This window comes from Herbaspirillum sp. GW822-FHT03A08 (genome assembly GCF_058801885.1).
The window spans coordinates 773,869-793,267 of record NZ_JBXANR010000002.1; the positions used below are offsets into that span (position 1 = coordinate 773,869).

General features: G+C 59.6%; 17 protein-coding genes. 2 read left to right on the plus strand and 15 right to left on the minus strand.

What is annotated here, in order from left to right; translation table 11 throughout:
• Positions 1-48: 48 nt before the first annotated feature.
• The 7 genes from pdeM to AC1RN6_RS08670 all read right to left on the minus strand — a co-directional run bounded on the left by pdeM (position 49) and on the right by AC1RN6_RS08670 (position 8,868).
• On the minus strand, positions 49-744 hold the full coding sequence (gene pdeM, locus AC1RN6_RS08640; protein ID WP_493004578.1) for a ligase-associated DNA damage response endonuclease PdeM: 696 nt from the start codon (positions 742-744) through the stop codon (positions 49-51).
• Positions 741-3,329: a ligase-associated DNA damage response DEXH box helicase gene (locus AC1RN6_RS08645; RefSeq protein WP_493004580.1), complete on the minus strand. Its 2,589-nt coding sequence runs from the start codon at positions 3,327-3,329 to the stop codon at positions 741-743. Before AC1RN6_RS08645 ends, pdeM begins: the two co-directional genes overlap by 4 nt.
• Positions 3,310-5,007, minus strand: coding sequence for an ATP-dependent DNA ligase (locus AC1RN6_RS08650; protein ID WP_493004582.1), 1,698 nt, complete (start codon positions 5,005-5,007; stop codon positions 3,310-3,312). Before AC1RN6_RS08650 ends, AC1RN6_RS08645 begins: the two co-directional genes overlap by 20 nt.
• Positions 5,000-6,094, minus strand: a complete 1,095-nt coding sequence (locus AC1RN6_RS08655; protein WP_493004583.1) for a ligase-associated DNA damage response exonuclease — start codon at positions 6,092-6,094, stop codon at positions 5,000-5,002. The genes AC1RN6_RS08650 and AC1RN6_RS08655 overlap by 8 nt, the downstream gene beginning before the upstream one ends.
• Positions 6,095-6,174: 80 nt before the next feature.
• On the minus strand, positions 6,175-7,041 hold the full coding sequence (locus tag AC1RN6_RS08660) for an SDR family oxidoreductase (RefSeq protein WP_493004585.1): 867 nt from the start codon (positions 7,039-7,041) through the stop codon (positions 6,175-6,177).
• A 105-nt stretch (positions 7,042-7,146) separates the two neighbouring features.
• On the minus strand, positions 7,147-8,643 hold the full coding sequence (locus tag AC1RN6_RS08665; protein WP_493004587.1) for an iron-containing redox enzyme family protein: 1,497 nt from the start codon (positions 8,641-8,643) through the stop codon (positions 7,147-7,149).
• Between the two features lie 54 nt (positions 8,644-8,697).
• Positions 8,698-8,868 (minus strand): hypothetical protein, encoded by a 171-nt coding sequence (locus tag AC1RN6_RS08670; RefSeq protein ID WP_493004589.1) that lies wholly within the window; start codon positions 8,866-8,868, stop codon positions 8,698-8,700.
• 244 nt (positions 8,869-9,112) lie between these two features.
• Between AC1RN6_RS08670 and AC1RN6_RS08675 the strand changes: the two genes are divergently transcribed.
• Positions 9,113-10,171, plus strand: a complete 1,059-nt coding sequence (locus AC1RN6_RS08675) for an alpha/beta hydrolase fold domain-containing protein (RefSeq protein ID WP_493004591.1) — start codon at positions 9,113-9,115, stop codon at positions 10,169-10,171.
• A 145-nt stretch (positions 10,172-10,316) separates the two neighbouring features.
• Here AC1RN6_RS08675 and AC1RN6_RS08680 read toward each other — a convergent pair whose 3' ends face one another.
• From AC1RN6_RS08680 to AC1RN6_RS08705, 6 genes are read right to left on the minus strand one after another with little or no spacing between them, the layout of a single operon-like run.
• On the minus strand, positions 10,317-12,221 hold the full coding sequence (locus AC1RN6_RS08680) for a hybrid sensor histidine kinase/response regulator (RefSeq protein ID WP_493004593.1): 1,905 nt from the start codon (positions 12,219-12,221) through the stop codon (positions 10,317-10,319).
• A complete protein-coding gene (locus tag AC1RN6_RS08685) occupies positions 12,218-13,612 on the minus strand; it encodes a sensor histidine kinase (protein ID WP_493004595.1) in 1,395 nt (464 codons plus the stop codon). The genes AC1RN6_RS08680 and AC1RN6_RS08685 overlap by 4 nt, the downstream gene beginning before the upstream one ends.
• A gap of 7 nt (positions 13,613-13,619) precedes the next feature.
• Positions 13,620-14,654 (minus strand): ATP-binding SpoIIE family protein phosphatase, encoded by a 1,035-nt coding sequence (locus AC1RN6_RS08690; RefSeq protein WP_493004597.1) that lies wholly within the window; start codon positions 14,652-14,654, stop codon positions 13,620-13,622.
• Positions 14,639-15,109, minus strand: coding sequence for an anti-sigma regulatory factor (locus tag AC1RN6_RS08695; RefSeq protein WP_493004599.1), 471 nt, complete (start codon positions 15,107-15,109; stop codon positions 14,639-14,641). The genes AC1RN6_RS08690 and AC1RN6_RS08695 overlap by 16 nt, the downstream gene beginning before the upstream one ends.
• Positions 15,106-15,465 (minus strand): STAS domain-containing protein, encoded by a 360-nt coding sequence (locus AC1RN6_RS08700; protein ID WP_493004601.1) that lies wholly within the window; start codon positions 15,463-15,465, stop codon positions 15,106-15,108. The genes AC1RN6_RS08695 and AC1RN6_RS08700 overlap by 4 nt, the downstream gene beginning before the upstream one ends.
• 7 nt (positions 15,466-15,472) lie before the next feature.
• A complete protein-coding gene (locus AC1RN6_RS08705) occupies positions 15,473-16,339 on the minus strand; it encodes an STAS domain-containing protein (protein WP_493004603.1) in 867 nt (288 codons plus the stop codon).
• 682 nt (positions 16,340-17,021) lie between these two features.
• Here AC1RN6_RS08705 and AC1RN6_RS08710 point away from each other — a divergent pair.
• Positions 17,022-17,294, plus strand: coding sequence for a hypothetical protein (locus AC1RN6_RS08710; protein ID WP_493004605.1), 273 nt, complete (start codon positions 17,022-17,024; stop codon positions 17,292-17,294).
• Positions 17,295-17,386: 92 nt separating this feature from the next.
• Here the strand turns inward: AC1RN6_RS08710 and AC1RN6_RS08715 are convergent, their stop codons facing one another.
• Positions 17,387-18,250: an NAD(P)-dependent oxidoreductase gene (locus AC1RN6_RS08715; RefSeq protein WP_493004607.1), complete on the minus strand. Its 864-nt coding sequence runs from the start codon at positions 18,248-18,250 to the stop codon at positions 17,387-17,389.
• Positions 18,251-18,518: 268 nt separating this feature from the next.
• Positions 18,519-19,385 (minus strand): type 1 glutamine amidotransferase domain-containing protein, encoded by an 867-nt coding sequence (locus AC1RN6_RS08720; RefSeq protein WP_493004608.1) that lies wholly within the window; start codon positions 19,383-19,385, stop codon positions 18,519-18,521.
• Positions 19,386-19,399 lie beyond the last annotated feature (14 nt).

Consider the following 19,399-nt stretch of genomic DNA (forward strand, 5'->3'; position numbering starts at 1 on the left):
GCGGGTACCGCCGGCAAGTGAGGACGATGCAGGCCGGAACCGAAACCGTTACGCCGGATAAAGAAATACCTTGTCGTCAGTGCAAATGAAAATCTTCTCCTGCGCTCCCGCGGTGATGACATGGCCGCCGGTAAACGCGCCGAAAGCCGGCAGCGTCGCCTGATGCGGACCGAACACGAAACAGGGCAGCCGCAGCGATTCGCGTCCGGTTGTCAGACGAATAACCGGATGCGTGTGCCCGGCCAGGGTGTAAGCACCCTCTACGCGTTGCGGATGATGACAAAACGCCAGCGGTCCCATCAGGAAGGGTTCGTCCGCCACGACCATATTCAGCTCCTCGGGCGGGTCGCCTGCATGCCGGTCGTGATTGCCGCGCACCAGTGTCAGCGCAAGTTGAGCGTGAGCATGGCGCCAGCGTCGCAGCGCTTGCAGAGTGGCCGGCGCGCGTGCAGTTTTTGCGTGCAGAAAATCGCCGAGAAAAACGATATGCGCAATATCGCAGGCGGCAATCAGGGCGTCGAGCGCATCCAGATTGCTGCGCGTCGTACCATGCGGGACCGGCACGCCGCCGGCTCGGAAGGCGGCGGCCTTGCCGAAATGAATGTCGGCCACGATGAGCAATCTGCGTTGCTCCCACCACAACGCGCGTTGCGGCAGCATCGTCAGGACGGCGCCGCCGACGGTAACGGTCTGCAGGCCGCGATTGAGTCGCGTGATGCGGATGCCGTCCTGATCTCCGTTCATCTGGCGGCAGCCTTTTCCAGTTCTTGCAGCATGCGCGTGACGCGGTCGCTGAGTTTTTCGGTCGACAGTTTTTCGCGGAAGCGCTCCACCATCAACGGAAATCCGAACGGCGTCGCGCGCGTGATGGTACAGACCTGCAAGCAGCGTTGGCGCAGTTCGGCGAGGGTGTCGCGCAGGCGCTGCAGCTCCAGTTCCTGCTCCAGCACTTCGGTCTGGGCCTGCGTCAGCAGCAGGTTGCCGGCATCGTGCTTGCGAAAAACTTCAAAGAACAGGCTGGCCGAGGCCTGCAGCTGGCGCATGCTTTTCGGCTGGCCGGGAAATCCCTGAAACACCAGTCCGGAGATACGCGCGATTTCGCGGAAGCGGCGCTGCGTCAGTTCGGTGGCGTTCAGACTGGCGATCACGTCGTCGAGCAGATTCTCGGAAGAGAACAGCTCTCCTCCGATTATCGACATCGCCGACGGCGTGAAGAATGCGGCAATGTCGATCGGCGTCGTACTCAGCAATTCGAAACCGTAGTCGTTGACGGCGATGGAGAACGTCGCCGCGCGCTGCCGCGCCATCCGATAAGCCAGCAGCGACGCCAGTCCGACATGCACCAGCCGGCCGGCAAACGGATAGAAAAACAGATGATGGCCTTCGCGGCTCTGCAGGTATTCCACCACCAGCTGACGCGCGGTCGGCAGCGCAGACCATTTTTGCTGCAAGGCCAGCAAAGGCTTGACCGCCTGCATTTCAGGTCCGGGATAGTCATCGTGGGTAGCCTGCTCCAGGCAGTCCAGCACAGCGTGCGCCAGCGTCGACGACAATGGCATGCGGCCGCCTTGCCAGCGCGGCACCGCACCGGATCCGCTAACGGCGCGACGGACGTAGGCGGTCATCTCATGCACGCGAATGAACTCCAGCATGCGGCCGCCGAACAGGAAGCGATCGCCCTTGCGCAGGCGCGCGATGAAGGCCTCTTCGATGGTGCCGATGCGCGCGCCGCGCAGATACTGCACCTGCATGCTGGCGTCGGAGACGATGGTGCCGATGCCCATGCGATGGCGGCGGCCGATGGCAGCGTCGGGAACGCGATACACGCCGTCGGCGTCCGGCACGACGCGCTGGTATTCCGGATAGGCGATCAGACTCTGTCCGCCGCGCGCCACAAAATCCAGCGCCCATTGCCACTGGTCGGGGCGCAGTTCCCGATAGGAATAGGCGCTGCGCACTTCGTCGTACAGCTCCTGCGAACGGAAGCCGCCGCCCAGCGCGATCGTCACCAGATGCTGCACCAGTACGTCCAGCGGCACGTTGGGTACCGGCCGCTGTTCGACCTGTCCGGCGGCGACGGCCTTGCGGGCGCCCGCTGCTTCGAGCAGCTCCAGCGTATTGGTCGGCACCAGCGTCACGCGCGATACGCGTCCCGGCGAGTGGCCGCTGCGACCGGCGCGCTGCAGCAGTCGCGCCACCCCGCGCGCACTGCCGATCTGCAGTACGCGCTCCACCGGCGCAAAGTCGACGCCAAGGTCCAGGCTGGAGGTGCAGACGACTGCTTTGAGCTGCCCGGTCTTGATGGCCACTTCAACCCATTCGCGCACTTCACGGTCGAGCGAACCGTGATGCAGGGCGATCAGTCCCGCCCAGTCGGGGCGCGCGGCCAACAAGTTCTGATACCAGAGTTCGGCCTGCGAACGGGTGTTGGTAAACACCAGCGTGCCCGCATAGCGGTCGATCTCCTGCACGACCGCTCCCAACATTTGCATGCCGAGATGGCCGCCCCAGGCGAAGCGCGACGGATGTTCCGGGATCAGCGTGTCGACCACGATCTTCTTGCGCGTGACGGCCTGTACCAGCACGCCGCGACCGGCGCCGAGCAAGGCGTCTTTGGATTGCTGCAGGTTGCCCAGCGTGGCCGACAAGCCCCATACCATCAGCGTCGGCCGCCATCGGCGCAAACGCGCCAGCGCCAGTTGGGTCTGCACGCCGCGTTTGCTGCCCATGAGTTCATGCCACTCGTCGACGATGACGGCGTCGAGCTGGTCGAAGCGTGCGGCGGCATCGGGTTGGCTCAATAGCAGCGACAGGCTCTCCGGCGTGGTGATCAGGACGCCGGGCAAACTGCGCATCTGGCGCGCGCGTTCGCTGCCGCTGGTGTCGCCGGTGCGGCTGCCGATGGTCCATGTGGGCAGCAAGGCTGCCAAGGGTTCTTCCAGTGCGCGCGCAGTGTCGGCTGCCAGCGCACGCATCGGCGTGATCCAGAGGATGCGCAAGCCGGTTTCCGTAGTTGCCTTGCTGCGCGTTTTCGGCCTGTCTGGCGTGGACGCCGCTGCGGATACGGGGCCGGGTTTTCCCAATCCAGGGACGGCATGTTGCAAGGCGGCGAACCATACGGCGTAAGTTTTTCCGGAGCCGGTGCTGGCATGCAGCAGTCCGGATTCTCCGAGCAGGGCGGCTTGCCAGACAGCACGTTGAAAAGGAAATATCTTCCAGCTGCGCGCGGCGAACCATTGTTCGACCGGTGTGCGCCTGCGTGCGGCGCCGGGTGCGCCGGCTTCCGCCTGCGTGCCTTGAATACCGGAGTCAGGAGCGGTCCGGCGCATGGCTGTTCTCCGGCGGGGTGAGTTCAGTCGCATCTGAAGCAGGAGCTGAAGCAGCAAGCAGCGCCTTCAAGGCCGACAGCGTATCGGCCTCGGCTATCGGTTTGTCTTCGCGAATACGGAGGATGCGCGGAAAGCGCACGGCGATGCCGGCTTTATGGCGCGGCGAGGCGGCGATGCCCTCGAAGCCGATTTCAAACACCATGCTCGGTTGCACACTGCGTACCGGGCCGAATTTCTCGATGGTGCTTTTGCGGATGACCTGATCGACGCGCGCGATTTCCGCATCGGTCAGCCCGGAATAGGCTTTGGCGAACGGCACCAGCTTGCGCTCTCCCGTCCCGCTGTCCGGGTCATCGTCCCACACCGCGAAGGTGTAGTCGGTGTATAGCGAGGCGCGGCGGCCGTGGCCGCTCTGGGCGTAGATAAGCACCGCATCGACCGCGTAGGGATCGATTTTCCATTTCCACCAGGTGCCGACATTCTTGGTGCGGCCGATGCCGTAGTGCGCTTCCTTCGCCTTGAGCATCATGCCCTCGACGCCGCGCTCGCGCGAAGTCGCGCGCAGGGCGGCCAGCGCTTGCCAGTCGGCGGCTTCGATCAAGGGCGCCAACGCCAGCGCGGGCGCCGGATGATTCGCCGTCAGCTGCTCCAGCAATCGGCGCCGCTGCTGCTGCGGCATGCCGCGCAGATCTTCGCCCTCCAGCTCCAGCAGATCGTAGGCGATGATGGCGGCGGGATAGTCGGCCAGCAAGCGGGCAGACAGCGTTTTGCGGCCGATGCGTTTTTGCAGTTCTGCGAAAGGCGCGATGGCGTCGCCGCGGCGTATCACGATCTCGCCGTCGATGACCGTACCTTGCGGCAAAGGCAGCTGTGCCAGTTCGGGGAAGCGGTCTGTGATCAACTCTTCGCCGCGCGACCATAGCCAGCTTCCCTGGCCGCGATGCACCAGCTGGGCGCGAATGCCGTCATACTTCCATTCCACCTGCCAGTCGTCCACATCGCCGAGCGATGCCGGTTCTTCCAGCAAGGGATGCGCGAGGAAAAACGGATACGGCTGGCCGCCGCGCCGCTGGTGATCGGCATCCGACGGCGGCGCAATGAGGTCGGCGAAACCGGCGGCGGTCGGCTGCTTGTTGCCGTCGGTCCAGCCGACCAGCCGCTGCGCGACCAGTTTCGCATCGACCTGCGCGACGGCGGCCAGCGCGCGCGTCACCAGCAGTTTCGATACGCCGACGCGAAAAGCGCCGCCGATCAGTTTTGTCAGCAGGAAGCGGCCCTGCCAGTCGAGCAGATCCCAATACATGAACAAGGCGCTGCGAATCGTTTCGGCATCGGCGCCGCGCAACGGCGCGATACGCTCCTGCATCCAGTGCGCCAGACCGAGATCGTCGCCGTGCGTGGCGGGCGGCAGGATATGTGCGATGGTTTCCGCAAGATCGCCGACTGCCTGGTAGCACTCTTCGAACAGCCATTCGTCGATCTGCGCATATTGCATGGCGCAGTGTCGCAGCACCTTGGTGGGAACCGCCTGGCGCGGCTTGCCGCCTGCCAGGAAATACACCGCCCACGCCGCGTCCGCAGCGTCGGCGCGTCCGAAATAAAGCTGCAGCGCCTCAAGTTTGCGATTGGTGGCGGTGGTTGCATCCAGCTCGGCATACAGATGGGAGAAATCACGCATCGCCGTCTCCCTCCTGCTCTCCGCGTGGCGGCGATACCGGAGTGTGGTCCGCCTCTGCAGCCGCGGCCGGGTTTGCATCGGTGGTTGTATCCGCAGCGGCTTCCTCCTCGCCGCCGTATTCGGTATCGAACGCGCCGGCATCCAGTCCCTGTTGCAGCAGCCAGCGCACCATGATCGGAATCTGGCCATGCGTGACGATGACGCGCTGCGCGCCGCTGGCTTCGATGGCGCTGAGCAGGCCGGGCCAGTCTGCATGATCGGACAGGATGAAGCCGCGATCGACGCCGCGGCGGCGCCGCGCGCCGCGCAAGCGCATCCAGCCGCTGGCGAACGCGTCGCTGTAGTCGCCGAAGCGGCGCATCCACGGCGAGCCCGATGCTGACGGCGGCGCCAGTACCAGTGCGCGCTTCAGGCCGGCTTTGCCGGTCACGTCGCCGACGGCCAGGGTGGCCGGCAAGGTCACGCCCGCCTCCCGATACAAGCGGTTCAGCGGCTCCACGGCGCCATGGCTGACGATGGGGCCGATGCCTGCGTCCAGACTGTGCAGAATGCGTTGCGCCTTGCCGAAGGCGTAGCAGAACATGACGCTGGTACGGCCATTTTCTGCGTTGCCGCGCCACCATGCATTGATGTCGTCGAGGATTTCTGCCTGCGGTTGCCAGCGATAGATCGGCATGCCGAAAGTGGACTCGGTGATGAAGGTGTCGCAGCGCACGCTTTCAAAGGGTGTGCAGGTACCGTCCGCTTCCAGCTTGTAATCGCCCGATGCGACCCACACTTCGCCGCGGTGCTCCATGCGTAACTGCGCCGAACCCAGTACATGCCCCGCCGGGTGCAGCGACAGCTTGACGCCGTGATGCAGGATGGATTCGCCATACGGCAGCGCATCCAGGCTGATCTCGCCGAGGCGTGCGCGCAGAATGCCGGCACCGGCTTCCGAAGCCAGATATTGCCGATGTCCCATGCGTGCATGGTCGGCATGGGCATGCGTGATTACGGCGCGTTCCACCGGACGCCAGGGATCGATATAAAAATCTCCGGGAACGCAATACAGGCCTTCCTTGCGCACCACGACCATGTCGCTCATGCATGTCCTTCTCAGTGAACAGGGGCGGCACGCCGGCGTTCTCTTCGGCTTCGATGGAATCCGGCCGAATCCGGCCAACCTCAACCGTTAATGATTTCACCGCCGTTGGGATGCAACACCTGCCCGGTCATGTAGTCCGCGCCGTCGGTCGCCAGGAACACATAGGCCGGCGCAATTTCGTAGGGTTGGCCGGGCCGTCCCATGGGTACGTTGGTGCCGAATTGGGCGACTTCTTCCGCGGAGAAACTGGCTGGAATCAGCGGCGTCCAGACCGGTCCCGGTGCGACTGCATTGACGTGAATCTCATGCTTGACCAGTTGCTGGGCCAGCGACCGTGTAAAGGCGACGATCGCGCCCTTGGTGGCGGAATAGTCCAGCAAATGCGCGCTGCCCCGATACGCCGTGACGGACGCGGTGTTGATGATACGGGCGCCCGACACCAGATAAGGCAGCGCCGCCTTGACCATGTAAAACATGGAAAAGATATTGGTGCGGAAAGTTTTTTCCAACTGCTCTTCAGTGATCTTTTCGATGTCATTGGAGGGGAATTGCTGGGCCGCGTTATTGACCAGGACGTCGAGTTTGCCGCATTTGTCGATGGTCGCCTGCATCACTTCCTTACAGAATTTTTCCGAGCCGACGTCACCCGGAAACAGCCAGCATTCGCTGCCTGCCTCGCGCACCAGACGCTGGGTCTCGACGGCGTCTTCATGTTCGTCGAGATACACCACGACCACGGTGGCACCTTCCCGCGCGAAAGCAATCGCTACCGCTCGTCCGATACCGCTGTCGCCGCCGGTGATCAATGCCACTTTCTGGCTCAGCCGCGTACCCGGCGCCTGCAGACGCGAACTGCTTTGCGGCCGGGGTCGCATGGCATATTCATCGCCGGGCTGATGGTTCTGATGTTGCGGCGGCATGTTCGTCGGATTGTCGGATGTCGGCATGGCGGACCTCGCGAAAAAGTAGGGAGATAGTCGCAGTCTTGGGTATTCGGTTGCCGGTGAATGATGATCGGTGATGCAGAGAAAAGCTTGCGTTGAAAGGGGCGCTCAGACGGATAACGGATCATCCGTGCCGGCACGCACTGTCGCGCTGAACAACCGCGTGGCAGCAAGTCCTTCGGGTGTGTGATGCAGGCCCGGCGAAAGCGACGCGATCATCTCCTCCATACCGGCGCCGGCTACATCGGGAGCGGATAACGCATCTGCCGAAGTCACGATCAGTTTCTGCTCAATAGTCGCGCCATCGATCTGGCCCGGCACCACCAGGCGCATGCGCGGCGACAGACTGTTGCCGCTGCGCTTTTCGGCTTCTCTCTTTTGTGCACGCTGCCGCTGCAGCGCACGAAAACTCGGTTCCCGGCGTGGTGCGGCGCTGTCCGGCGACGCCTGAATCCAGTCGCTCAGAAGTTGCGCCTCGTAGGCGTTAAATACGCCGAACATTTCTGCACCGGCATCATTGATCAGACGCCAGAAGCGACTCCCGGCAGGATCTTCACCGCGCCGGATCCATCCGGCTTGTTCCAGTTCGGCAAGAAACTGTTTGATCAAGGCAGGTTCTTTCAGCCATTCATTCACGGTTTTACCGCCGAAGCGGCAATAGTCGGAGTGCATGTTTTGACCGACCGCAGCCTTCGCCTGCAAGATCGCCACGAGTTCTTCCTCGAGATCGAAATTCTCAATGGCGGCCAGCGTGCTGAGACCCAGGTCATTCAACCGGTAGCCGTTTTGAATACGACGGTAAAAGTCCTGAGGATCCTTCTCCTGCAGCACCAATTCGCCGACCACCTGCGTCGCTTTGGCGGCATGGCCGGTCGATGCGTTGTCGATCGTCACATGCAGCGTAAAGTAATAAGGATCGATACCCAGCTCGTTAAGCTCATACGCAGTAATCAACAGATGCAAAGGAAGCTGCTCATAGCCGAGGTTATAGCCGATCACCTCAGGCAAGTTGTCGCCGGCCTGATAAGCGAGCGCCAATTGGATCGCGCCTTGTATGAAATGATCGTCGGCGAGCGAATCCCAATCCTCGCAATCATGCGTTGCGAGCAGTTTTCGATAGAGGGTGACGTGGTTCATGGCGGCGTCGCCGTCACCGAGTTCTTCAAGGTAAGTCAGAACCAGAGGGCGAAACCGAACGTCTCGCCAATAGCGCAATGTGCCATATAGCCAGGAACCGTCGACCAGTTTTGTCGGCGCCACGGCGCGTAAAAAATATAGTGCATGCGACTTGTTGCTGAAATAACGGCGTGGACCGCCGGCTTTGCGCTCGGCCAGATAGGTCGCGTACTGTGTACCGATATTTTCTATCCGGCGCGCAATCCAGTCCTGTAGTCCGGTCGGCGAGTCAGGCAGATCGGACGGCAATCCGGACGCCGCCTCCAGTTGCTGCTTCAGATAGTCGCCACCCAGCTCCTTCGCATCTGCACCTGGATAAGGCGCAGCAAGAAGATGGTAAAGCGACCTAGCGGTTCCGACGTCTCCGCTTCCTTGTTGTTGGCGACGTGGAAATTCAGCATTCATCTTGCTGGCGGCACTGGACGACATAAATCCTCGCTAACTGTAATTCATTGATGCATTCAGCATGTGAAAGCAGCCGTTCTACAACGGCACTTCCCGCTCGGCAATTTCGGAGGACTGGTAAAGGGCGTCGCCGTCTGCTTCGATGCGATCCCAATATTCCCAAGTCCTGAGGAACATCCACACCAGCCACCCTGAGCAGGCCAGGATGACGCCGATGACCATGATTCCTAAATTGAGAAAATTGTGCATGGTGCTTCCTTGTCCTTTGCCAGCAATAGCTGCGTATGCTGCTTCACGGCCATGGGTGTTCACTTTGTTTTGTGCCCGGGGCGAACTGTTGCCCACGTTGAGAGTATTTAACAAGCGAGGCAAAGCCGCGATCAGAAAAGAACTTCATTGCGTGTAGGTCAACAAGAAGGTGTGTCTCGGTAATGGAATCTGACCGTGCTAACCGTTTTCGTCCGATAGCCTTAACCGCACGGAAAAAGCATAGTTGGGCGGTCTCCCGCCGAAGTTGGCACCGGCAGACAGAAATAACGTCGTCCTCGCGCCCGTTGTGGCAAAAATCCCATCTCTCTCCTTCTTCTCTTATATGCCTCTGCTTTTTGACGAACCAACTATTGCCGAGGCAAAGCGCTTTAATCGCAAGCTGGCGTGGGCGCCCCGCTTTAAGATCTGGAATCGATTCACTCCCGTCCTTATTCAAGCATTACTGCGTCTTTCTCAGATAGGCGGGACTTACAGAATGGAGCGGCAGGGCGTTCACGTCGAACGCCGGGTAATCACGGTCGGCGACATCCGGGTCCCCGTTCGAATTATCAGACCTTCAGGGCCGGTTCAGGGCCTCGTCCTGGACGTTCATGGAGGAGGATGGGTAATCGGCAACGCCCAGATGAACGATCCGCAAAACCTGGCGATGGCGTCCGAATGCAACCTCGCGGTTATCTCTGTCGACTACCGGCTTTTTGGCAGAACATCCATTTGGGGGCTCATGGACGACGTCGATGCCGCCGCACGCTGGGTGCTTGGGGAAGGGCTGCGTGAATATCGGGACTTGCCGGTCTTCATCATTGGCGAGTCTGCCGGCGGGCACCTGGCGGCAGCGGCGCTTCTCCGGCTGAAAGAATGGCCTGATCTGCTTCGCCGCGTGGAAGGCGCTATCCTCTATTATGGTGTCTACGACGTTGGAGGCACGGCCAGCGTTCGCCAGGCAGACGCGGACACGCTGATACTTGACGGGCCTGGCATGGTCTCCGCATTCCGAATGCTCACGCCGGATCTTGATGATTCACAGCGCCGATTGCCGCCTCTGTCCCCTCTGTATGGAGAATTCACAGGTCTTCCCCCTGCGCTCATGTTCGTCGGGGCACTGGACCCTCTCAGGGATGACACTCTGGAAATGGCTGAACGATGGAACACATGCGCCCCTGTGGAAACCCATCTGGTACCTGACGCGCCACATGGATTCATTCATTTTCCTACCAGAATGGCGGCACAGACACTTTCCTATAGCCGCCAGTGGATACGAGAACGCCTGAAGAAGATTTCCTGACCGGCTCAGTGAACATGACAATGCTGTTGGCAACGTCCACAGGGTCTTTCACCGGCCAGAGTTGAAGCACAGAGCGCTGAAATCAGGAAGCGCGTCACACCGATTCTGTTTTTCCGAACGACGGGTCACCCGGGCAAATATTCTGTCATTCCGGCGGCGCCTCGATCAATGCCAGCAACTGCTCGACTGAAGCGGGTTTTACGACATGATGGTCGAAACCGGCATCCATCGATCGCTCGCGATCGCGCGTCGTGCCGTATCCCGTCAGTGCAATCAATGTCGTGTCGAAAAAGCGCGGATCTTTACGCAAACTGCGTGCTACCGTGTAGCCGTCCGTTCCCGGCAAACCGATATCGAGAAGTATGACGTCCGGCAATAAGTCTCCTGCCTTGCGCAACGCCGATGTGGCGTCTTCTGCCGTTTCGACGATATGGCCGTAGGTCGACAAGAGCATTGCCGTCATTTCTGCTGCATCAGCATTGTCGTCGACGATCAGCACCTTCCTGATGGCAGGATCCTGTTCAGACCCGGCGCCGTCCGCATCGACCGGATTGCCGGGAAGCGTTTTTTCTACCGGCAATACCAGAATGAAGGCACTACCCAGACCGGCACCGCGGCTTTCCATGCGCACTGCGCCTTTGTGCAGCTCGGCGATCTGCTTCACCAGGGACAAGCCAATGCCCAGGCCATCCTGGGCGCGATCGGGCGATGTCTCTCCCTGGGAAAACAATTGAAAGATGTTGCCGGCGCGATCCGGCGCAATGCCAATGCCGTTGTCGCTCACCGTCACACTGACCATGTTGCCTGGTCCGCTGGTGACGGCGACGCCGATTTTTCCGCCATAAGGTGTGTACTTTGCCGCGTTGTTAAGCAGATTGCTGACCGCTTGCGCCAGACGGATCGGATCGCCGAGCAAGATGGTGTTATTGGGACTACGGTGAAGCTCAAGGGTATGCCCGCGTTCTTCGATGAACGGCAGCGAGGTTTCCAGTGCGGCATCGATGATGTCATCGATGTTGACGACTTCTTGCGTCATGGAGATTTTCCCGCGTGAGATGCGGGCAACATCCAGCAGATCATTGACCAGATGCGCCATGTGATCGACTTGCCGTGAGATCACACCATATGCGGCCGACAGCTGCTTTAGTTCTGGCGGCGAAATCTTGTGCATGATGGCGATGGCATTGCGGATCGGCCCCAGCGGATTGCGCAGCTCATGCGCCAGCGTGGCGATGAACTCGTCTTTATGGATATCCGCTTCGCGCAGCGCCCGCTCGGCTTCTTTGGTGTTTGTGATGTCGCTGGTAATGCGCGCCATGCGATAGACGGAACCGCGCACGTCGCGCACGGGAAAGCCCCGGTCGCGCACCCAGCGCACCTGGCCGGCCGGAAGGATGATGCGGTACTCCTCATCGTAGTGGCGGTCCCGATACATGCCTTCAAAGCTGTTGCGTATCCGTATCAGGTCGTCCGGGTGCAGCGCGGCCAGCCAGGCATCCGGATTTTCCGCCAGGGTGTGGCGTGATTTTCCCCAGAGTATTTCATACGCCGGGCTGACATAGAGCAAGGCTCGCTCTTCCAGTGAAAATATCCAGAAGACGTCGGTGATGTTTTCAGCCAGCTCGCGAAAACGCTCTTCCGTTTCGACCAGTGCGGCCTGCGTGTGACGCAGGCGGAGCAATGCATTGACGTTGGCGACCAGTTCGTCGGCACCAATCGGCGCCGCCAGATAGTTGTCGGCGCCCCCTTCCAGTCCGCGCACCTTGTCGGCGCGGCCGGTCAACGCGGCCGACGTCTGCAGCACCAATACCGTGGCTGAAGCAGGCTCCGATTTGATGCGGCGGCACACCTCGATGCCATTGATATCCGGCAGCTTGACATCCAGCAAGACGAGATCGGGCATCTTCTCCTGAACCAGCGCTAGCGCGTCGGCGCCGCTGGCGGCTTCAATGACGTCGAAACCTGCTACCTGAAGGATGCGCGTTTTGGCATAACGCGCGCCGTCGTCGTCGTCGACGTTAAGAATCAAGGCTGAAATTGGCTGGTTCACAGTGAACCCTTTTTAGGTGAGACGATGGAAGGAGTTCCTGCACGAGTCGCATCGCTTCCGGAATAGCGGACCGGCAGCACAACGGAGAAAACAGAGCCTTTTCCCACTTCGCTGGATAGCTCGACATATCCTTCCAGCGAGGCTGCGAGCTTTTTGCAGAGCGGCAATCCAAGGCCGGTTCCCTTCACCCGGCGCTGCAAGGGACTCTCGATCTGACTGAATTCCTCAAACACGAACTGGAGATTTTCAGGCGCAATCCCGATGCCGGTGTCCGCCACATTAAACCGTATGGTCTGGTGCCCGGCATCATGCGTGACAAAGACATGTACCGAACCGACCTCGGTGAACTTGAGTGCGTTGGAGATGAAGTTTCTCAGGATCTGCGACAGCTTGCCCTCATCGGTGCAGAGCTCGATCGGGGGCGCTTCTTCAAAAAACAGCTCGACGGTTGCTCTCTCGGACAGCGGACGCAGCATGCCGCGCAAGGTGCTGAATAAATCTTCGGTCGTGAAGTTGCTGCAATTGATATCGGTCTTGCCGGCCTCGATTTTGGCGAGATCAAGCAGATCGTTGACCAGGTCGGAGAGGTTGGTCGCCGCCTGATAGATGAACTGGATCTGCTTCTCCTGTTCCACCGTCAGCTCGCCGTCAATACGGTCGAGCAGGATTTGCGACAGCGCGCGGATTGAGCTTAGCGGCGTGCGCAGCTCGTGGCTGGTGTTGGAGAGAAAGCGCGATTTCATGGCATCAGCCTCGCGCAGCCGCTCAGCCTTTTCTTCGATCTCGGCATACAGAGCGAGCACGCCGCGATTGGTGTCTTCCAGCTCTTGCGTGAGGGATAGCAGGTCGTCCTGCTTGACGCGCAACTCGGCGAGCGTGAACAGGAGCTCCTTGTTCTGCAGCTGGACTTCCTGATAAGTGCTGGTGAGCGGTTGCTGCGAAGCCAGCTTGACGATATTGAGGATTTTGTCCTGCGTCAGCGCCAGATTTGCCGGCAGCATCTTTTTCAGCGTGATGTGCAAGACGCGCCCATCGTCCTTGACCTCGCAACCGTCCATCAGGCGATGCGCATTGACGACTGCCGCATCAAGGGCTTCATTCTGCCGCCACGTCTGACTGTCGGCGGATGCCGGAGTACGCGTATCGCCGCCGCGGCTTTTGACACGGATCGTCAGTGCATGCAAGGTTCCTTTTCTGGAAACCTCGAATTCGACATGGCCGCCGGAGGCGTAAGAAAACACGGTTCGCGCAAGTTCCGACACGGCGGTTGCCACGCGCACCTGATCCTGCGCGCCGAAGTCGAGCAGCGCGGACATTTCACGCGCACGCTGGCGCACCGTGACGACATCTTGTTCGCTGCCGATGCCCAGGCTGAAGAGGGGATGGATCATGATGGTCTTATCGTTGATGTTTGACGACAAGTACGGATGTGTCGTCGCGATGCCGGCAAAAATCGCGATAGATCACGCCCGCAATCAATGCCGGGTGAGCGTCCACTAAACCTGGGTAGGAACTGATTTCCCATTGCGTGGCGATACCGTCGGAACACATGATGAAGGCGGCGTCTTTGGGCCAGGGGACGGTGAACTCCTGCACCTTGCGCATATTGTGTCCCACGATGCCGTTATGCGACACCAGCTGTTTGCGTGTGTCCGCGTTTTGCACCGATGCCGAGATATTGCCGATGCCGCCGAAGGTAAGGTCCGCGCCTGACGCCGCATATCGCGCGACGGCCATCGCTGCACCGCGCGTCGGACGCAACGCTTTGTTGATATGTTCCATCATCGGCGCCGGCGCCAGCCCCGGATAGTTTCCGACTGTCGCCACCGCCGTATTGGAAGCGAGCGCGGCTTCCGGGCCATGGCCGAGGCCGTCCGCCATCATGATGGTCACGCCGCTGTCGTCGACCGCGACAGTCCAGGCATCTCCGCATTCCTCTTCGCCCGCGATGGGGATGCAAATGCCCGCATACAGCAATCCACCGGGGGCAGGGCCGGCGGTGTTCTCGGCTTCGGTATCGGCGCTGTCTATCGTTGCATAGAAGGCACTGCCTTTGCCTGGCGATGTATAGGCTTCGAAGGTCCGGGAAAGACGTTTCATCGCGCCAAGACCGGTCCCTTGTGTGCCGCTGGTGGAGACGCCGTCGATGAGGCTGCGGCCGATGTTGGCGATGCCTTTGCCGCGATCCAGCGCCAGCACCTCAATGATGCTGTTGATGTCGTTCTGAACGGGCGTAATCAGCATGAGTCCGTCACCGGCATGTTTGAGGATATTCGTGGCGGCTTCAGTGACGATAATCGCCAGTCGCCCGGCCTGTACTTCGCTGAAATCCATTAAACGGCTCAGCTGCGCTGCATAGCGGCGCGCGGAAGAAATATCGCTCGCATGGGCAATCGTGAAGACTTGTTGCCCGCGGCTCAGCATCGCTTCCATTTGATCAGTGTCACTGCCGTACCTTTCCCTGGTTCAGTACAAATTTCAAAATCATCGACCAGGCGTTTTGCGCCTCCCAGTCCCAGTCCCAGTCCGCCGCCGCTGGTGTAGCCATCGGTGAGCGCCTGGCGGGTGTCTGCGATGCCCGGGCCGTCGTCGACAAAAGTCATGCAGATGCCGACCTTCATTTCAGCGTCAAGATTGAACAGACGCACCTCTCCGCCGCCGCCATATTTGAGCGTATTGCGGGCGATCTCGCTGGCGGCGGTGATCAGCTTGGTCTGATCGACCAGACCGAATTTCAACTCGATCACGCGTTCACGGACCGACTTGCGCAACATGACGACGTGTTCATCCGAATGCAACGGCAGCGTCTGCGATTGTTTTGCCGTAGCGTCCCTGGGAGGAACCAGTACGGATACGAATTCAAAAGTAGGCGTGATCGCGTCGCTCATCTGCGGATGCTCTTTTCCAGCAGAGCAATGCCTTTTTCGACGTTTAACGCGGTCTTGACGCCGGTCAGCGTCAAGCCCAGCTCAACCAGCGTGATAGCGACCGCCGGCTGCATGCCGACGACCACGGTGCTGGCATCGAGGACACTGGCCATGGCCGCGGTATTGCTGATCATGCGGCCGATGAAGGAGTCCACCAGATCGAGCGCGGAAATATCGATCAGCACGCCTTTGGCCTGGTCTTTGACGATGCGCTCGGTCAGGTCATCCTGCAACGTCATCGCGAGACGGTCATGCATGTCGACCTGGATGGTGACCAACAGGAGGTCCCCCATGCGAAGAATGGGAATGCGTTCCATGCCTGATTTAACCCTTGTCGCCGGCGACGATCCTGGCGCCGGTGCGTTCCAGTGCGATCAGGAAGGCATCGGCCAGTGTCGCCTTGGTGATGACATCTTCCAGGTTGACGCCGAGATGCACGATGGTCTGGGCGATCTGCGGACGAATACCGCTGATGATGCAGTCAGCGCCCATCAGCCGCGCCGCCGCGATGGTCTTGAGCAGATGCTGGGCAACCAGCGTATCGACCGTCGGCACACCGGTGATATCGATAATGGCAATGGCGGCGCCGGTCTCGATGATCTTTTGCAAGAGGTTTTCCATCACAACCTGCGTACGGGCGCTGTCGAGCGTGCCGATCAATGGCAAGGCGAGGACGTTTTGCCATAGCTTGACCACCGGCGTGGACAGCTCCAGCAGTTCCTGCTGCTGGCGCGCAATGATGCGATCGCGGCTTTCCTGGAAGACTTGCATCGTGTACAGGCCCAACTGCTCAAGCAGCATGGTGATGGACCAGGTGGCGCTGGCCAGTGCTTCCGGCTGGGAAGCCAGTTCTGTGCGCAGAAACGGAAAGAGCGCCTGCTTCAGCGAAAATACAAACGTCGCAGTTTCGCTGGGAGTCGATCCCTGACGCGCGCGCGCCTGCGACACTTCACTGAGCAGTTGCCGCACGTCTTCCCATTCCCGCGCATCGATATTATCCAGCTGGCCGCTTTTTGCTGCGCTGTGCAGCAAGGTGAGGAACTGCGCGCAGTGTTTGCGCGTCGCCTCGCCGGCGCCGCCGTCAAAAGTCATGGCTTTGGATTTCAGTTGATCGACCCAGCTCACAAGAATCTGTTCACTGAATTTCTGCAGAATTGCTGTCAATTGAGCAGCATCCGTATTGTTAGGCATTGTCTTCCCTCTGGTGGTGATAGTTGTTGTCGGCATGAAAAATGCCAGGCGTACATCGGTGAATGCCTTGTGGTGACACTCTTGTGCTGCAGCTTTGTGCAGCGATCAGACAAGGCAGTGGTAAAAGGCTCGCAAACTGCGGCGCCGGCCTTCGCAAATGGAGTGCGTGCGCCGGGCAGGGCCGGCCGTACTGGAAGCGTGAGACGAGATGGATGGCTCGCTACAAGCCATACCGGCTGACGGATTTATTATTGATTTCATGCCGTTTCCCCCGGCAGAAACGCACCTTGTGTGCATTGCTGCATTTTTCGATTTATCGCAGTTGATGTGCTGCCGGGCTACTCACGTAGACGTACTTACGAGAATCGCATGGCGGAGTTGAAGTATCCCTAGCCAGCCATCGGTTGGGGAGGTGTAGAAACACCGATTAGCGTGTAGGACAACAGGAAGTCGGCGATCCGGAACGCCAATAGGGCGTGTTTTCCGGCGTTATCGGCAGTCAGCCACGCAGATGGACGGTCCGCGTCCGGCCTTGTCCTGTCGGAGTCTCCGGCCAATGGCGACGGCGACGTAAAAAATCCTCGGGAGCGGACTTCGTTTTTCCTGACAATAGCCTGAAGAAAACACCCTTGGATTTTTTCCTGCGCATGCACTAAATTTAGTAGTCAATCAGGAGGGAAGGATGATGGAAAAGAAAGAGGCTTTGCTGCATAGTCTGGTCGAGCTTAAGGCAGCGCACGACAGAGCAAGCGCCGCGCTTGCGGCCATCATGAACATTGCCGCACAGGCTGCGAAAGGGCAGAACACCGTGCCTGCCATTGACGATATCAGGCGATACAAGACAGCCATCGCTGTCGCCAAAGTGCACGCCACTCAGACGGAAATGGTCCTTGTCGAGTACGCTCTGCCAAGGCTGGCGCCGGACGATCTGACGAAGCCGGCCTATTTGCAATAATCAACAGGAATTTTCACTATTCGACCAGAATAGGAACCCGCAAAATTCCTGCCTTACAGGCAAGCTGAGCATGCAACAAAAATCCAGGTCGTCTATTTCACAAACAGCTGCATGACACTCGTCATGTTTGAGCTGCCCAGGCCTTGGCGTATCGCTTCCTGGAAAATTCCTCTTGCTGCAGCAATAGTTGGCGCTGCTGCCTGGTCGCCGGCTGCATTTACCGTATAGCCGAAGTCTTTCTCGATCAATTCAACCGGAAACCGTGGCGAGATATCGCCTGCCAGCATCAGGCTGACTATCTGCCGTGCCGCCGGACTTGAAACTGCGGTTTGCCCAATGACATTAAACGCATTTGAGGCATCCACTCCATTGCGCTTAAACATTCCCATCAGTTCTGCCAGAGTTGCGACCTGAATCCCGAGCATCGTATTTGTGCCAAGTTTTACCAGAGCGCCGGTGCCCAACGGTCCAACCAGATGCAGCGCAGAACCGAGAACCTTGAGGAGCGGCTCACAGCGGTCAAAGGTCGCCTGGTCGCCACCGATCAGATAAATCAGCTGCGCTGCCTCTGCTTGCGGGCGCGACCCTGCAACCGGCGCCTCAAGCAGCGCAACGCCATGTCTGCTTGCTTCGCTACCCAGTTCACGGATCCAATCAGGCGACAGCGTGGAGCTTTCGATCATCACGGAGCCTTCAGCCATTCCCGCCAGAGCGCCGTTTTCCGGATCGAGCCATACCTGACGGGAGGCATTGTCGTCCCGGACCATGGCAAAAACAAAAGCAGCACCTTGGGCTGCTTCCTTCGGGTTGCCGGCTTGCCTGGCGCCCTTTGCGACAAGTTCCATGGCTGCGGCAGGACTCCGGTTCCACACGGTTACCTGATGGCCTGCCTTGAGAAGATTCAATGCCATGCGTGATCCCATGGCGCCCATTCCTAAAAATGCGATGTCGGTCAATTCGTGCTCCTAAGTATGAGTCAGTAGAATGCGGAAATCTGAATGCGGAAGCGACGCTTATCGTAGTTAAGATTTACGCCGCCGGACTCTCTGTTGCAGTATAGGATTTGAGCGCTCAATGTGCTTGCCCAATACTCCGTGCTTCTGGCCCATCTCTACGTATAAGCAGTCGAGATTGTTTTTTCATTTAATGAATTTCATGTCAACGAGAGAAGACCCGGCGGCAGGCTTCCCTGGTCTTCAATCAGGTCACTTCACCAAGACTGGCTCAGCGACGATGGATATTTAGTTGCTTGACTAGCACGTCGCCGAATTCCGGAGCGGACATTGGCTGTTGTCCGGTAATCAGTTCGCGATCGACGATGACATTGCTATGCCAGTTTGCCAAAGTGTCGACGTGCGCGCCGGCTTCGGCCAGGGCATTCACCGGGTAGAACTGCACGTTGCCGCCCAGACCCGAAGGGCCTTCGAGTTGCTGCTCTTCGCCGGTGGAGAAGACAGTCAGGCGATAGCCGGCGTACGGCCAGCCTGCTGCAAGTGAGTTGGCCTTGCCATCGTTGACGACCATCGAAGCAACGAAGGCATCCGGATCACGAAGTGCCGACAGCAGGACGATCGGCCCATGACAGATAATTCCGGTAGGGCGACGGGTTTCGTGGAAGCTCACAAGGATTTTTCCTAAGTTGCGATCCTTCAGCAAGTCAGCCATCGGCGCGTGGCCGCCGGGAATGAACAGACCGGCATAGCCGCTTGTTCCTTCTGCGACAACGGAGGCCAGTGTCTTCGGATGCTTCAGTTGCTCAATCCCCTGGGCGTACTTTTCTGCAGCGGCACGTGCCGCCTCATCGCCGCCGAAGAACATCTTGTTGTTCGAGTTGGCGTCCATGACAGGCAAGTCGCCCTTGGGATTCGCAATGACCGGCTCGTAGCCGGCTTCCACCAGCTTGCGGTAAGGGACAACGAATTCGTTGAGGTAGTAGCCTGTCGCGTATTTTTTGCCGTCGCGCAGATCCAGTTCCTGTGCACTCGACATGACTACCAGTACTTTGCCGCGGGATTTCGCCGATGCAGAAGGAGCAAGTGCGAAGGTTGTCGCCATTGCCAAAACAGCGGCACTGATTTTGAGGATATTCATGATGTTCTGTTCCT